14 protein-coding genes are annotated in these 14,566 nt (G+C 73.8%); 5 read left to right on the forward strand and 9 right to left on the reverse strand.

What is annotated here, in order from left to right; all coding sequences use genetic code 11:
• The first annotated feature begins 153 nt into the window (after nucleotides 1–153).
• Together ABD823_RS07875 and ABD823_RS07880 are read left to right on the forward strand one after the other, a co-directional pair.
• The gene (locus ABD823_RS07875; RefSeq protein ID WP_344857330.1) at nucleotides 154–1,512 is read left to right on the forward strand and encodes an MFS transporter; all 1,359 of its coding nucleotides are present in this window, start codon (nucleotides 154–156) and stop codon (nucleotides 1,510–1,512) included.
• Nucleotides 1,513–1,534: 22 nt separating this feature from the next.
• On the forward strand, nucleotides 1,535–2,902 hold the full coding sequence (locus ABD823_RS07880) for an alpha/beta hydrolase family protein (RefSeq protein ID WP_344857331.1): 1,368 nt from the start codon (nucleotides 1,535–1,537) through the stop codon (nucleotides 2,900–2,902).
• Here ABD823_RS07880 and ABD823_RS07885 read toward each other — a convergent pair.
• Both ABD823_RS07885 and ABD823_RS07890 read right to left on the reverse strand, forming a co-directional pair.
• Entirely contained in the window at nucleotides 2,887–4,857 is a 1,971-nt protein-coding gene (locus ABD823_RS07885) for a glycosyltransferase family 2 protein (protein ID WP_344857332.1), read from the reverse strand. The genes ABD823_RS07880 and ABD823_RS07885 overlap by 16 nt on opposite strands.
• A gap of 96 nt (nucleotides 4,858–4,953) precedes the next feature.
• On the reverse strand, nucleotides 4,954–5,739 hold the full coding sequence (locus ABD823_RS07890) for an aggregation-promoting factor C-terminal-like domain-containing protein (RefSeq protein WP_344857333.1): 786 nt from the start codon (nucleotides 5,737–5,739) through the stop codon (nucleotides 4,954–4,956).
• 300 nt (nucleotides 5,740–6,039) lie between these two features.
• On the opposite strand from ABD823_RS07890, the gene ABD823_RS07895 reads away from it, so the two are divergent.
• The 3 genes from ABD823_RS07895 to ABD823_RS07905 are packed head-to-tail and all read left to right on the forward strand — an operon-like array spanning nucleotide 6,040 to nucleotide 8,710.
• Nucleotides 6,040–6,714 carry a response regulator gene (locus tag ABD823_RS07895; RefSeq protein WP_344857334.1) on the forward strand — a complete coding sequence of 225 codons (675 nt, stop codon included), beginning with the start codon at nucleotides 6,040–6,042 and terminating at the stop codon, nucleotides 6,712–6,714.
• Entirely contained in the window at nucleotides 6,711–8,117 is a 1,407-nt protein-coding gene (locus ABD823_RS07900) for an ATP-binding protein (RefSeq protein WP_344857336.1), read from the forward strand. Before ABD823_RS07895 ends, ABD823_RS07900 begins: the two co-directional genes overlap by 4 nt.
• The gene (locus ABD823_RS07905) at nucleotides 8,114–8,710 is read left to right on the forward strand and encodes a hypothetical protein (protein WP_344857338.1); all 597 of its coding nucleotides are present in this window, start codon (nucleotides 8,114–8,116) and stop codon (nucleotides 8,708–8,710) included. Before ABD823_RS07900 ends, ABD823_RS07905 begins: the two co-directional genes overlap by 4 nt.
• Before the next feature lie 110 nt (nucleotides 8,711–8,820).
• Here the strand turns inward: ABD823_RS07905 and phoH2 are convergent, their stop codons facing one another.
• The 7 genes from phoH2 to ABD823_RS07940 form a co-directional block, all read right to left on the reverse strand.
• On the reverse strand, nucleotides 8,821–10,143 hold the full coding sequence (phoH2, locus tag ABD823_RS07910) for an RNA 5'-3' helicase PhoH2 (RefSeq protein ID WP_344857340.1): 1,323 nt from the start codon (nucleotides 10,141–10,143) through the stop codon (nucleotides 8,821–8,823).
• Nucleotides 10,144–10,386: 243 nt separating this feature from the next.
• Nucleotides 10,387–11,154: an isoprenyl transferase gene (locus tag ABD823_RS07915; RefSeq protein WP_344857342.1), complete on the reverse strand. Its 768-nt coding sequence runs from the start codon at nucleotides 11,152–11,154 to the stop codon at nucleotides 10,387–10,389.
• A gap of 159 nt (nucleotides 11,155–11,313) precedes the next feature.
• Nucleotides 11,314–11,805: a hypothetical protein gene (locus ABD823_RS07920; protein ID WP_344857344.1), complete on the reverse strand. Its 492-nt coding sequence runs from the start codon at nucleotides 11,803–11,805 to the stop codon at nucleotides 11,314–11,316.
• Between the two features lie 93 nt (nucleotides 11,806–11,898).
• Nucleotides 11,899–12,432 carry an SCO6045 C-terminal-like domain-containing protein gene (locus ABD823_RS07925; protein WP_344857346.1) on the reverse strand — a complete coding sequence of 178 codons (534 nt, stop codon included), beginning with the start codon at nucleotides 12,430–12,432 and terminating at the stop codon, nucleotides 11,899–11,901.
• On the reverse strand, nucleotides 12,425–13,231 hold the full coding sequence (locus ABD823_RS07930; protein WP_344857348.1) for an MbnB/TglH/ChrH family RiPP precursor modification enzyme: 807 nt from the start codon (nucleotides 13,229–13,231) through the stop codon (nucleotides 12,425–12,427). Before ABD823_RS07930 ends, ABD823_RS07925 begins: the two co-directional genes overlap by 8 nt.
• The gene (locus ABD823_RS07935; RefSeq protein ID WP_344857350.1) at nucleotides 13,224–13,445 is read right to left on the reverse strand and encodes a hypothetical protein; all 222 of its coding nucleotides are present in this window, start codon (nucleotides 13,443–13,445) and stop codon (nucleotides 13,224–13,226) included. The genes ABD823_RS07930 and ABD823_RS07935 overlap by 8 nt, the downstream gene beginning before the upstream one ends.
• A gap of 133 nt (nucleotides 13,446–13,578) precedes the next feature.
• The gene (locus ABD823_RS07940; protein ID WP_344857352.1) at nucleotides 13,579–14,541 is read right to left on the reverse strand and encodes a TIGR04222 domain-containing membrane protein; all 963 of its coding nucleotides are present in this window, start codon (nucleotides 14,539–14,541) and stop codon (nucleotides 13,579–13,581) included.
• Nucleotides 14,542–14,566 lie beyond the last annotated feature (25 nt).

The raw sequence follows: 14,566 nt of genomic DNA on the forward strand, positions 1-14,566 counted from the left end.
CTGTCCGCCCAGGCCAGGGCGGTCCGCACCGCACCCGCGGAGTCTCACATAGGCCGCCCGCGGGGTATGGTGACGCACCCCATAGGAGTGACGCCGGTCACTACGTACGGTGAGCCGACATCCCCCAACGGCGTCTCCTTCTGGTGAGTGAAGATGACAGAGAAAAACACCCCCATCGGCAAGATCGTCGGTGCCAGCCTCATCGGCACCACGATCGAGTGGTACGACTTCTTCCTCTACGGCTCCGCCGCCGCGCTGGTCTTCAACACGCTGTTCTTCCCCGAGTCCGACCCGCTCACCGGCACCCTGCTGGCCTTCCTCACCTACGCGATCGGCTTCGTCGCCCGCCCGCTGGGCGCGGTGGTCTTCGGCCACTACGGCGACCGATTGGGCCGCAAGAAGCTCCTGGTCCTCAGCCTGCTGCTGATGGGCGGGGCGACGTTCCTGATCGGCTGCCTGCCCACTCACGCGGCGGTCGGCGCGGCGGCCCCGCTGCTGCTGACCTTCCTGCGGCTCGTGCAGGGCTTCGCGCTCGGCGGCGAGTGGGGCGGCGCGGTGCTCATCGTCTCCGAGCACGGCGACGCGCGCCGGCGCGGCTACTGGGCCTCCTGGCCGCAGGCCGGCGCCCCCGGCGGCAACCTGCTGGCCACCGCGGTGCTCGCGCTGCTGGCCGCGGTCCAGTCCGACGAGGCCTTCCTGAGCTGGGGCTGGCGCATCCCGTTCCTGCTGTCCGGCGTGCTGGTCCTGCTGGGCCTGTGGATCCGGCTGAGCATCAGCGAGTCACCGGTCTTCCAGGCGGCCGTGGCGAACGCCGAGCCGAAGAAGACCGTGCCGATCGTGGACGTCTTCCGCCACCACTGGCGGGACGTGCTCACCGCCATCGGCGCCCGCTTCGCCGAGAACGTCTCCTACTACGTGATCACCGCGTTCGTGCTGGTCTACGCGACGGAGGCGGCGAAGCTGGAGAAGGGCTTCGTGCTCAACGCGGTGCTGATCGGCTCGGCCGTGCACTTCGCCTCGATCCCGATGTGGGGCGCGCTGTCCGACCGGCTCGGCCGGCGCCCGGTCTACCTGCTCGGCGCCGCGGGAGTGGGCCTGTGGACCTTCCCCTTCTTCCCGCTGGTCGACACCGGGAACTTCGCCGCGATCACCCTCGCGGTCACCGTCGGCCTGGTCCTGCACGGCGCGATGTACGGCCCGCAGGCGGCGTTCTTCTCCGAGCTGTTCGCCACCCGGATGCGCTACTCGGGCGTGTCGGTGGGCGCCCAGCTCTCCTCGATCGTGGCCGGCGGCCTGGCCCCGCTGATCGCGGTGGCGCTGCTGCAGTCCTACGGCTCGGCGCTGCCGGTCATGCTCTACGTCGCCGGCGGTGCCGTACTCACCCTGGTGACCGTCTTCGCCGCCCGGGAGACCCGGGGCCGCGACCTCGTCACCCTCTCCGACGCCGCGGGGAGCGGCGGTGTCCCCGGCGCCCCCGCCGACGCGCCCGCCAAGCCCGCCGCGCGCGGCTGAGCCCCGGCAGGAGGGCCATCCGATGAGACTCCGCACCCTGCTCGCCCCCGGGCTCGCGCTGGCCGCGGCCGCCGCGCTCACGGCGGGCGCCCCGGCCGCGCAGGCGGGGGGCGGGCCCGCGGGCGAGCCCGCCGGCCGGCACTGCGCCCGCCAGGACCGCCTCCGCGTCCCCGGCGCCGAGCACCAGGTCGCGGCCTGCCTGGACGATCTGACCACGGCCGGCACGGTCGCGAGCGGGCACACCGACCCCGCCGACTGGGCGGGTCTCCACCCGCCCGGGGCCGTCAACCCGGCCGGCGTGCCCGGCATCCAGATCGACGGCTACTTCCCCGACACCTCCGCCACCAACACCAACCACGGCTGGAAGCACGACGCGCAGTTCGTGCTCCGCCTGCCGGACCGGTGGAACGGCGGGCTGGTCGTCGCGGGCACCCCCGGCAACCGCGAGCAGTACGCCAACGACTTCACGGTCTCCGACTGGGCGCTGGCCCGCGGCTACGCCTACGCCGCGACCGACAAGGGCAACACCGGCCTGGCCTTCTACCAGGACGGCCGGGCGCCGGGGGACGCGATCGCCGAGTGGAACGAGCGCGTCACGCAGCTCACCGTCGCGGCCAAGGCCGCCGTCCGGCAGCGGTACGGCACCGCCCCGCGGCGCACCTACGCCGCGGGCGTCTCCAACGGCGGCTACCTGGTCCGCTGGCAGCTGGAGAACCGGCCGTGGCTGTACGACGGCGGGGTGGACTGGGAGGGCACGCTCTGGCGGGTCGAGGGCGACAACCTGCTCACCTTCCTCCCGCCGGCGCTGCGGGCCTACCCGGCCGGCGACGCCGAGGCGATGTACGCCGCGGGCTTCGCGCGCGGCTCGGAGTTCCTGTGGCCGTACCACGCCCAGGTCTACTGGGACCTCACCCAGCGGATCTACCGGGAGGAGATCGACCCGGGCTACGACGGCGACGCCGAGGCGGGCACGCCGTACTGCGCCCCGGGCACCCCGGCCTGCGACGCGGACTACGACTACGCCGCGCGCAGGCCGTACGCGGCGGTCAGGAAGATCGCGCTGACCGGCAGGATCGGCAAGCCGCTGATCACGCTGCACGGCACGCTGGACACCCTGCTGCCGATCTCCCGCTCCGGGGACGTCTACGCGGACATGGTCGGCGGCCGCCGCCCCTTCCGCTACTACCGGATCGAGGACGGCAACCACGTCGACGGCCTGTACGGGACCCATCCCGACCGGCTCCGCCCGATCCTGCCGTGCTTCCGCAGCGCCTTCGCCGCGCTGGAGAGCTGGGTGGAGCGGCGGCAGAGCCCGCCGCCGAGCGCGACGCTGCCCCGCCCGGCGGGGGACGCCGAGGACCTGGCCAACGACTGTCAGCTGGGCAGGTAGCGCCGCTGCAGGGCCTGGACGGCCCACGCCACGGCGCGGGAGCCCGGGATGCGCCGCGTGATGCGGCGCAGCAGCGGGTAGCGCCGCTCGGGGAGGCGGGCCGCCTGGGCCGGATGGACCTCCACCCGGCCCAGGCGGCGCATCCGCACGCGGAAGCGGAGGCCGGTCTCCTGGCCGTCCATCCGCAGGAAGGGCGTCCATCGGCCGGGGACCAGCAGGTCGCGCTGGGGCAGCTTCCGGGTCGGCACCTTGGCCACCAGCCGGCCGCCGAGCACGCCGGGCTCACCGGGCTCGACCAGGGCGGGCGCGGAGATCTCCCGCCGCCCGCCCGCCCGGCGCAGCACCAGCTCGCCGGGGCCGCCGCCGTCCTTCGGCAGGTACGGCACGGGCACGACGAAGAAGACGTGGTCGCGGCGGCGCACGGTCGTGGTGTCCTGCGAGACGAGGGCGATGGCCTCGCAGAGCGTCGGGGGCTCCACGCAGACGCCCGGCAGCCCTTCCTCGCACCACCAGGGCACGACCGGCCGCTCCGGGTAGTCGGCCAGCGCGCCGGAGTGCGCGAAGGGCTCGCCCGTCACCCGGGCGCGGGCCCGGTGCGGCCCGCCGTGCATGCGGACGTGGATCTCCCAGAACCCCGACGGCAGCGGCTGGCCGAGGAAGGTCGCGGAGACGTCGAACGAGGCGGTGCCGGTGACCTGCACCCGGACCCGGTCGCCGTGCGGGACGCGCACCGGCGCGGACGTCACCGGGAGCATGTGCACGATCCCGGTGTCGCGGTGCCGCAGGTAGGCGTCGAAGCCGGCGTGCTCCACCGCCTCGGTGACGTCGGCCACCCGTTCGAGGGAGGGGATCCCCTCCAGCGGGATCGGCGGCTTCCACAGCAGCCGGTCGCCGTGCGGGACGAAGCAGGTGGGGGTGTCGCCGACCCACATCAGCTCCATGGTGATGCCGAGCCGGAGCACCCCGCCCTCCCAGGTGATCTCCTTCAGCTCGGCCTTCAGGTGGGTGTCGCGGGTGGCCTGCGAGAGCATGACGAGCTGATCGGGGCGGCCGGCGCGCAGCAGCGCGGCGCGCAGGCGCAGGTGGACGGGGAGGCGGTGGTCGAGCCGCTCGGGGAAGCGCTGCAGGACCAGCTCGCGCAGGGCCGTGAAGGTGGCCGACCGCTCCCGCGAGGAGAGGCTGAAGACGTCCCCGCCGAGCTGCGGCAGGATCGCGGTGCGGAACCAGTGCGCGTACATGCGGTCGCGCCTGCGCCCGTCGGGCACGGCCTCGTCGACCGCGTCGAGCAGCGCGCGCAGCTCCGCCGCCTGTACGGCGGGCGGGACCGGCGGCTCCACCGGCTCGCCGAGGTGGCAGCAGACCTCCCCTGCCATGACGGTGATGGTGCGCGCCCGCAGGTAGGCCCGGACCACGAAGGCCTGCTCGGACAGGCGCCCGCCGGGGTCGGGGAAGGTGAGCCGCTCGTCGGCGAGGAAGGCCCTGCGGTAGAGCTTGTGCGGGGTGAGCAGGGAGAGCAGGCCGTCGGTGAGGATGTCGGCGCGCTCCCGGTCGGTCTCGAACGCCCGCGGGGGCGGGCCGTCACCGCCCGCCAGCCGCCCGACGAGGATGTCGGCGTCGGTCGCCATCGCGCGCTCGTACATCCGCTCCAGGGCGGTGTGCTCCAGGCGGTCGGTCTGGCCCATCAGGAACACGTACTCGCCCTTGGCGACCTCCAGGGCCGCGTTGCGGCCGCGCATGGGCGAGCCGGTGGGCGGCAGGTGGAGCACCCGGACGTTCGGCCAGGCCCCGGCGACCATGCCCAGGCGCTGCCGGGTGCCGTCGTCCGATCCGTCGTCGGCGAAGATGACCTCGTACTCCTCCGAGGACATCGACTGCTCGACCACCGAGTGGATGCACGCGTTGGCCGTATCCCCCGGATTCCGGACCGGCACCACCACGCTGACCTTCACGCCCATGCGGCCAGGATGCGGCGCTAACCACTCCCGGCCGGGCAGACCTGCCGCTTCCTGGCCTTTCCGTACCGCCCCTTGGGCGGGGAATGGACCCGCGGGTCAGTACCAGCCCTTGGCCTGGGAATGAGCCCATGCTCCGCAGGGGGAGCCGTACCGGCCCTTGATGTAGTCGAGCCCCCACTTGATCTGGGTGGCCGGATTGGTCTGCCAGTCGGCGCCGGCGCTGGCCATCTTGTGGCCGGGCAGCGACTGCGGGATGCCGTAGGCGCCGCTGGAGCGGTTCATCGCCCGCTCGTTCCAGCCGCTCTCCTTCATCCAGAGCTTCTCCAGGCAGCCCCACTCGCCGCCCCAGCCGCGCTCCTCCACCATCTGCTTGCCGATGGCCTTGTTGCCGGTCGGGTTGGCGGTGCCGGGCGGGAGCTGCTGCGGGTCGAACCCGCCGCCGCCGGGCGCCACCTTGACGATCTTGATGTGGCTGAGCGGCTTGCGCCCCTCACGCTCGCGCTTCAGCTCGTCCTCGCGGAGCGCCTGGGCGGCCTGGGCCTTGAGCGCGTCGGCCTCGGGGTCGGGCGCGAACGGGTCGCCGCCGAACGCCCTGGCGAACTCCTCCAGGGAGAGCGTCTCCGCGGCGGGCGCGGAGGCGTTCTGGATCGCGGTGTGCGCGGTGTAGGCGCCGCCGCCGACGAGGACCACCGTGACCGCGCCGATGACGAGCACGCGCTTGGGCGTCAGCCCGCCGCGCCTGCGGGGGGCCGCACCGGGGACGGGCGCCTCCTGCTCGGGTGCGCTCCTCGCCGGCTTCCTGGACGCGCGGCGGGAGCGGCCGGCCTGGCGGTCTCTGCCCGGCGGGCGCTCTCCCTCGGGGGACGACGATCCTGGACTCACGACCTATGAGCTTGCCCTGACCTGGGGGGTGCTCCGCAACCGGAACGGAGGATCCGGCAGGTTTTCCCTCGGCACCCCGGCGACCGGCCCGTGACCGATCACCTGATTACCCGGCCTTTTCCTTCACATGACCCACGAATTGTGATTTTCGCCACATCTTCACGAATCAGCCTGGCCGACCCCGAGGACCCCTCAGGCGGCCCGGGAGAAGGCCTTACGCCTTCCCGGCCCCCTGCGCGCCAGATGTCACATTTTCGTGACGGAGAGGGCGTTATGAGGCATTGGAAGAATAATGACCAGGTGGCCGGCATCCTTCTCGTCGAAGACGACCCCTCGGTCCGGACCGGGCTCGAACTGGCCCTGGCCCGCCAGGGGCACTCCGTGACCTCCTACGCCACCGGCGAGGAGGCGCTTGACCACCTCCGCTCGCGCCGCCCGGAGATCGCCGTGCTGGACGTCATGCTGCCCGGGATCGACGGCGTCGAGGTGTGCCGCCGGATCCGGAAGATGGACCAGCTGCCGGTGATCCTCCTCACCGCCCGGGGCGACGACCTCGACGTGGTCGTGGGCCTGGAGGCGGGGGCCGACGACTACGTGGTCAAACCCGTGGAGCCGCGCGTGCTGGACGCCCGGATCCGGGCGGTCCTGCGCCGCGCCGAGTCCGTCTCCTCCGACCGCGTCGCCTTCGGCGACCTGGTGATCGACAAGGGCGCGCTGAAGGTGACGCTGGCCGGGCGGGAGGTCCACCTGACCCCCACCGAGCTCCGGCTCCTGCTGGAGCTGGTCCGCCATCCCGGCCAGGTGCTCAACCGCAGATACCTGCTCCGCGCCGTCTGGGACCACACCCACGCCGGGGACTCCCGGCTGGTGGACGCCTGCGTGCAGCGGATCCGCGCCAAGATCGAGACCGTACCCGCCGAGCCGAGGTTCATCCACACCGTGCGGGGGTTCGGGTACCGGTTCAGCCCGCCGTGAAGCGCCTGTCCACCGGGCTCCGCGGCCGGCTGGTCACCGCCTTCACACTGATCGCCGTCACCGCCTCCTCCCTGGTCGCGGGCATCGGCTACGAACTCGTCAAGAACCGGGTGATCGAGCGGGCCGAGGAGACCGCGGTGGCCGACGTGCGCGACACCCTCGCCGGCGCCCGCCTGCCCATCGGCGCGCTCTGGCCGGGCGACAGCCCCCCGACCGACCAGGAGATCTCCGCCCTGCAGCGGAGCCTGCGCGCGCGGAACCGGGCGGTGGTGGTCACCTACGAGGAGTACCTGTACCCGGACGGGGATTTCGGCCTCGGCGACGTCCCCGCCGATCTCCGGGTCCGGGCCGGCGACCGCATGGTGATCAAGCGGCAGGAGATGCGGGGCGGCATGTGGCTGGTCATCGGCACCCCCGTGTGGCGGGTGGAGCCCGTCCACCTCCCCCAGCCGACCGGCATGAGCGTCTTCGTGTTCGTCCCCCTCCACGAGGAGGAGCGGCTGCTGGCCGGCATGCGCCAGCCGATGGCGACGGCCGGGGCCATCATGTTCGCCATCGCGCTCGCCGTGGCGCTGGTCTCGGCCCGGCGCGTGCTGCTGCCGGTCCGGCGGCTCGGCTCGGCCGCCCGCGCGCTCGGCGCCGGGCACCTGGACACCCGGCTCCCGGTGCGCGGCCGGGACGAGCTCGCCGAGCTCACCGCGACGTTCAACGACACCGCCGCCGCGCTGGAGCGGAGCGTGTCGGAGCTGCGCGCGCTGGAGGCGATGTCCCGCCGGTTCGTGGCCGACGTCTCCCACGAACTGCGAACCCCGCTGACCGCGATGACCGCGGTGACCGACATGCTCTCCGAGGAGGCCGAGCGGCTGCCCCCCGAGCCGGCCACCGCCGTCCGGCTGGTGCTGCGCGAGATCGAACGGCTCCGCACCCTGGTGGAGCAGCTCATCGAGGCGAGCCGGTTCGACTCGGGCACGGCCGTGCTCAGCCTGGAGACCGTGAGCATCGCCGACGCGGTCCGCGACTGCCTGGAGATGCGCGGCTGGACGGAGCAGGTGGAGGTGAACGTCCCCGAGGGACTGGCGTTCACCGCCGACCCCCGGCGCTTCGACGTCATCGTCGCCAACCTGGTCGGCAACGCCCTGCGCCACGGTGAGCGGCCCGTCGTGGTGACCGCCCGCACCACCGCCCACGGTCTGGAGGTGAAGGTGCGCGACCACGGCAAGGGCATCCCCCCGGCCGACCTGCCGTACGTGTTCAACCGCTTCTACAAGGCCGGCACGAGGGGGGACGGCAGCGGTCTCGGCCTGTCCATCGCCCGCTCCAACGCCCAGTTGCACGGCGGCACGATCTCGGTGCGCCCGCAGCGGCCGGGCACGCTCTTCACGGTCTGGCTGCCGCCCGCATGAGCGCCTGCGACCCTCCGCCCGCGCACCGCCCCGCCGCCCGCGCGGCGTTCCTCGCGGTCCTGCTGACGGCGGCCGTGCTGGCGGTGGCCGCGGGATGCGGCATCACCCCCACCGGGGTGCGGGACCTGGGCCGCCCTCCGGTGATCAGTTACAGCCCGACCTGGGTGACGGTGTACCTCGTCCGCGACGGGAAACTGGAACCCGCGCAGGTCCCGGTGACCTCGGACTCGACCGAGAACATCGTCAAGACCCTCTTCCGCGCCGGCAGGCAGCCTCCCCGGCCCCACCTCACCAGCGCGCTGACCGAGTTCGACTACTACGACATCAAGACCACCCGCTACACCGAGGGCGGTCAGCCCGGCGCGCCCAAGGGCGACCTCGGCTACCGGCTGAACGTGATCATCACGGGCGACGGCAGGCCCAACCGGCTGGGGCTCGCCCAGATCACCTGCACCGTCCGGCAGAACAAGCAGGCCAGCATCTGGAGCGTCGAGATCACCCGGCTCTTCCCCGGCGCCCCGGAGTCGCTGGGGGAGCACACCTGCTTCGAGTATCAGGACCTGGCGGGCAGGGGGGTGCGCCTGCCCCCGTGACGGGGCCGGGCGGGAGCCGTACGGCACGGCCCGCCGCCCCCGCCCGCCGGGCGCCCCGGCTCTGCGCCGGGGCGGTCCCGGCGCAGAGCGGCGGCGAGGGCCCGCCGGGCCTACAGCGTGAAGTCCTCCAGCATCTCGGTGACCAGCGCGGCGATCGGCGAGCGCTCCGAGCGGGTCAGCGTGACGTGCGCGAACAGCGGATGGCCCTTGAGCTTCTCCACCACCGCGACCACGCCGTCGTGCCGGCCCACCCGCAGGTTGTCGCGCTGCGCGACGTCGTGGGTGAGCACGACCCGGGAGTTGGCGCCGATCCGGCTCAGCACCGTCAGCAGCACCCCGCGCTCCAGCGACTGCGCCTCATCGACGATCACGAAGGCGTCGTGCAGCGAGCGGCCGCGGATGTGGGTGAGCGGGAGCACCTCCAGCATGCCCCGGTCGATGACCTCCTCGATCACCTCGGGCGTGGTGACCGCGCCCAGGGTGTCGTAGACGGCCTGCGCCCACGGGCCCATCTTCTCGTTCTCGGAGCCGGGCAGGTAGCCCAGCTCCTGGCCGCCCACGGCGTACAGCGGGCGGAAGACGATGACCTTGCGGTGCTGGCGGCGCTCCAGCACCGCCTCCAGGCCCGCGCAGAGCGCCAGCGCGGACTTGCCGGTGCCCGCCCGGCCGCCCAGCGAGACGATGCCGACCTCGGGGTCCATGAGCAGGTCGAGGGCGATGCGCTGCTCGGCGGAGCGGCCGTGCACGCCGAACACCTCGCGGTCGCCGCGGACCAGCCGGACGGACTTGTCCGGCAGCACCCGGCCCAGCGCCGAGCCCCGGGCCGACAGCAGCCGCAGGCCGGTGTGCGTCGGCAGGTCGCGGGCCTCGGCCACGTCGGCGGTGCCGCGCTCGAAGAGCGCCTCGACGTCCTCCTCCGGCACCTGCAGCTCGGCCATGCCCGTCCAGCCGGACTCCATGACGAGCTCCGCGCGGTACTCCTCGGCTGCCAGCCCGACGGAGGCGGCCTTGATCCGCATCGGGAGGTCCTTGGAGACGAGCACCACGTCGTGCCCCTCGGCGGCCAGGGAGCGCGCGACGGTCAGGATGCGGGTGTCGTTGTCGCCGAGCCTGAATCCGGCGGGCAGGATGGACGGGTCGCTGTGGTTGAGCTCGACCCGGATGGTGCCCTCGCCGATCGGCATGGGCTCGTCCAGACGTCCGTGGGTCACCCTCAGGTCGTCGAGGAGCCTCAGCGCCTTGCGCGCGAAGTAGCCGAGCTCGGGGTGGTGGCGCTTGGCCTCCAACTCGGTGATGACGACGATCGGGAGGACGACCTCGTGCTCGGCGAACCGGCTTATCGCCGCCGGGTCGGCCAGCAGGACCGAGGTGTCCAGGACGTACGTCTTCCGGTCGCCGGCCGGTGACGTGGATGCGGACGAAGGGTGTGCCACGCGTTCTCCCCCGGGCGCCCTGGTGGGCACCCTGCCATGAGCTGGGATGCGGACCGGACCCGGACCCGCGCTCGCGGCATGCCGAGCGGGCACCGGTGACCGGCCCCCCTCGGCAGATCGTGACGCAAAGGCGGGCCCTCTCCGGAGTAGGCGAGCTGCGCTTGCCTACTTCTTACGGTACGTCCTGAATACCCCCCGTCCAATGGGTCGAACATGACCGAAAGACAGGTTTCACGTTGTGTTTCAGGTGCCGTACCGACGGTGCCGCGCGGCGTAGGAGCGGAGGGCCCGCAGGAAGTCGATTCTGCGGAAGTCAGGCCAGTAGGCCTCGCAGAAGTAGAACTCGGAGTGGGCACTCTGCCAGAGCAGGAATCCGGAGAGCCGCTGCTCTCCCGAGGTCCGGATGACCAGGTCCGGGTCGGGCTGGCCGCGCGTGTAGAGATGCTCCGCGATGTGCTCCACGTCGAGGACCTCGACCAGCTCCTCGATGGTCGCGCCCTTGCTGGCGTGCTCCACGAGGAGGGAGCGCACCGCATCAGCGATCTCACGCCTTCCTCCATACCCAACCGCAACGTTCACAATCAAACCTGGACGGTGCGATGTGGCTTCTTTTGCCTCTTTGAGGACACGCGCCGTGTGATCGGGCAGCAGATCGAGCGCCCCCATCGGCTTGATGTGCCAGCCCGCCGCCACGAGCTCCTGGACCACATCCTCGATGATCTTCATGAGGGGCTCGAGCTCGTCCTTGGAGCGGTTGATGTTCTCGCTGGACAGCAGCCACACGGTGACGACCTCGACACCCGCCTCGCGGCACCAGCAGAGCAGCTCGGAGATCTTGTCCGCGCCCTTGCGGTGCCCCCGGCTGACGTCGTCGATGCCCATCGCGCGGGCCCAGCGGCGGTTGCCGTCCACGATGACGCCGACATGACGGGGGATCATGTCGGGGTTGCGGGACAGCTTGGCTTCCAGCCGGCGCTCGTACAGCCGGTAGACGAGATCACGCACGCCCATGTGGTGGATTCCTTCCCGGGAGCGCCCGTCGCCTGCGGACGCCGACAGGCAATTATCGCCCGCTTCCGGCACCTCTCGGCTCATACGGCCGGACCGCCGCGGCGCCGTACGCCCCCGTCCCGCCGCGGCGCCGGGCGTTCCCGTCCCGCCGCCACCCGCTCAGGTGCGGGCGGCGCCGCCCGGCACCCGCGACCGCAGGCACTCCTCGGCCTCCTCGACGAGCCCCTCCACGAAGACGCCCAGTTCGGCGGAGGTCAGCACGGCCCGCATCCCCGCCCCGCCGCTCCCCCACGCCTCCAGCAGCGCCCGACGGGTCAGCCGCCATGTGCCCGGGCCCCCGCGCTCGCCGGGCGTCCAGATGGGGGCCGTGCGCAGCCGGCAGCGGAGCTCGCCCCCGCCGAGCACGGACTTCCGGCTCCGGTAACGAAAGACGAACAGTTCTCCGTCCTCCGAGCGGCCCGGCGGCTCGGGGAAGCGGTCGTCCGGGTCGGGCCACCGCTCCTGCCGGTCGGCGCGGGCCTCGGCGACCCGCCCCGCCAGCCGGGCGAGGAACCAGCCGCACCGCTCCCCCACCGTCCCGTACGGCACGCCGTCGCGGCGCAGCTCCAGCGTGACCTCGTACGGCTCGCCGACGCTGTCCAGGCACGCCACCGGCGTGACGGTCAGGCATGATCCATCAACGCAGCGAAGTTGCCCCACGTCAGGGAGCGTATCCTTCCCCGGCCCGGCAAAACGTCCCCTTCATCACCGGCCGCCGCCCAGCCACCAGGTCAGCCGGGCCCACCGGCCGGGGGGACGGGGCCGCCGGTCCGGCCGGTCCGCGGTCGGCGGGCGGCCCGCGGAGGGCACGGCGGGCCCGGTCGGCTCAGCGGGTCCCGCGGCGATCCGCCCGGTCCGCCTGAGGTGCTCGGCGAACTCCCCGGCGTCGGCCCGGTAGCCGCCCGGCGGCTTGGGACGGCTGCGGGCGTAGGCGGCGAACTCCTCCGCGAAGTCTCCGGCGAGGGCCGCGGCGAGGTCCGGACGGAGCCGGGCCACCACGCTCCTCCGCTTGGCGATCAGGCTCGCCGTCTGGATCCGCAGCCGACCGGCGTCGAAGCCCGCCGGCGCCCCCGCCCCCGCCACCAGGGCGGCCAGCAGCTCCGCCTGCGCCCTCGCGAGCTCCCTGCGGTCCTCATCCGTCCCCGGCGGCCGGGGACGCCCTTCTTCGGTCCCGGGCGGCTCAGCACCCCCCGTCCCGGGCCCGGCCGCCGCCGCGGGGCGCGGCCCGCCCTCAGCCACGGGCCATCGCCCCGCGGATGCGGCCGAGCTCGGCGGCCAGGGCCTCGTCGCTCGGGTAGTCGGCGTCCCACTCCAGCAGCACCCCGGGCGGGTCCACCCGGGCGCACAGCTCCGACAGGACCGCGAGGACCTCGTCGGGGACGTGCGCGGTGTGCGTGTCGTGCCAGACTCCGCCGTGCTCGTGGCCGCCGGCGACGTGGACGTAGGCGAGCTCGGACAGCGGCAGGGCGTCCAGCGCGCCGACCGCCGGCAGGCCCAGGTTGACCTGGTTGGTGTAGAGGTTGGCCACGTCGACCAGGAGCTTGACGCCGGTCCTGTCCACCAGCTCGCCGAGGAACTCCGCCTCGGTCATCTCGTCCTCCGGCCAGCCGAACAGGGCCGCGACGTTCTCCAGGGCCAGCGGGACCGGGAGGGCGTCCTGCGCCCGCCGTACGTTCTCCGCCAACACCGCAAGGGCCCTGCGGGTGCGCGGGACCGGGAGCAGGTGGCCCGCCTCCAGCCCGCCCGCCCGCACGAAGGCCACGTGCTCGCTGACCAGCGGCGCGCCGAGCACCTCCGCGCACGCCGCCAGGTGCGCCAGCCGGTCCGGCTCGGGCGGCTCGGCGCCGCCCAGCCCCAGCCCGACCCCGTGCGGGATCACCGGCACGCCCCGGGCGCGGAGCACCCGCAGCGACTCCGGCAACCGGTCCGGGCGCACGTTCTCCGCGATGACCTCGACGAAGTCGACGCCGGGCAGCCGCTCCACGGTCAGGTCGATCTCTGGCCGCCAGCCGATCCCGACGCCGAGCCGCTCACTCACCGCCGCCACCGCCGCCCGAGTCACCGCCGGAGTCGCCTCCCCAGCTCCAGCCGCCGTCGGACGAGTGCGCGGACCCGCCGCGCCGCGGCCTGCGGGCGCCGGAGCCGCCGCGCCGCGGTCCGGCGGGCGGCCTGCCACGCCGCGCGCTCACCGCGAGCACCAGCAGGGCGACGAGGACTCCGCCGATGATCACGATTCCGATGAGGGATTCCACAGGTCCTCCAGGGCCGCGGGGCGCGGCGTCCGGGACGTCCCGGCGCCGCGCCGGTTCCGGGTCGCGCGGGGTCGCGCGGGGTGTCGCGTGGCCGCACGGGGGTCACGCCGGGCCGTACGGGGGTCGCGCGTCATCAGCCGCCCCCGCAGCCGCCACCGCCGCACCCTCCGCCGCCACCGCCGCAGCCGGAACCGCCGCCCGAGTCACCGCCTCCCCAGCCGGAGCCGAAGTCCCCGCCGCCGTAGGAGACGTCTCCGGAGCCTCCCGAGCCGCCGCCGCACGCGCCGCCCACCACGGCGGAGGCGCCGCCGTCGTCCTTCTTCAGCTCCTCCTCGACGGAGGGGTCGCCGATCTCGCTCAGGCCGTACAGGGCGACCGGGGCGCCGACCGCGAAGGCCAGGTCGGCCTGGGCCGGGCGGGCGCCGCGGACGTGCACGCGCCGGGCGGAGTCGAGCACACCGCGCCCGGCGCGGGTGAGCACGTTGCGCAGGGAGGCGCGCTGCACGCCGTAGGCGATCAGGCCGGCCAGGGCCGCCGACGCGCCGACCGCCACCGCGACGCCGCCCGCTGCTCCGGCGGCGCCCACGGCGAGCAGGACGAAGGAGACGGGCACCAGCAGGAGCGCGGCCAGTGACAGGGCCAGGAGGAGCCGCAGCGCCCTGTGCGCCCCGGCCAGCGCGCCGTCGGGCACCAGCAGGCCCATGTCCGTCAGGTGGTCGCGCAGGGACGCCATCGCGGGCCCCTCGGCCACCCCCCGACGCACCTCCCCCACCGTGCAGTTGCCGGAGCGGTCGGCGAGGAACGACAGGACCGCCTGCTCGATGCCGTCCGGGGACGGCGGCGCCCCGGCCACCAGGCCGATCCGCCCGCCGCGCGCGACCCGGATGCCGCCGCCCCTGGCCAGCATGGCCAGGGCGGTGTTGACCGTACGGCGCGGCCCGCCGGACAGGTAGGCCAGATGGTAGGGGGTGATCGCCTGACCGTGGTGGCGGCCGGCGGCCGAGCGGACGGCTCCCTGCCGGCCGCTCGCGATGGCGGCCGTGACGATCACGGCCCCGAGCAGGACGAAGGCGATGACGACCAGTGCGACTCCCACGTCCGCCTCCTCGAAGGGGGAAGGG

Source organism: Planomonospora alba, from assembly GCF_039534085.1.
GTDB lineage: Bacteria > Actinomycetota > Actinomycetes > Streptosporangiales > Streptosporangiaceae > Planomonospora_B > Planomonospora_B alba.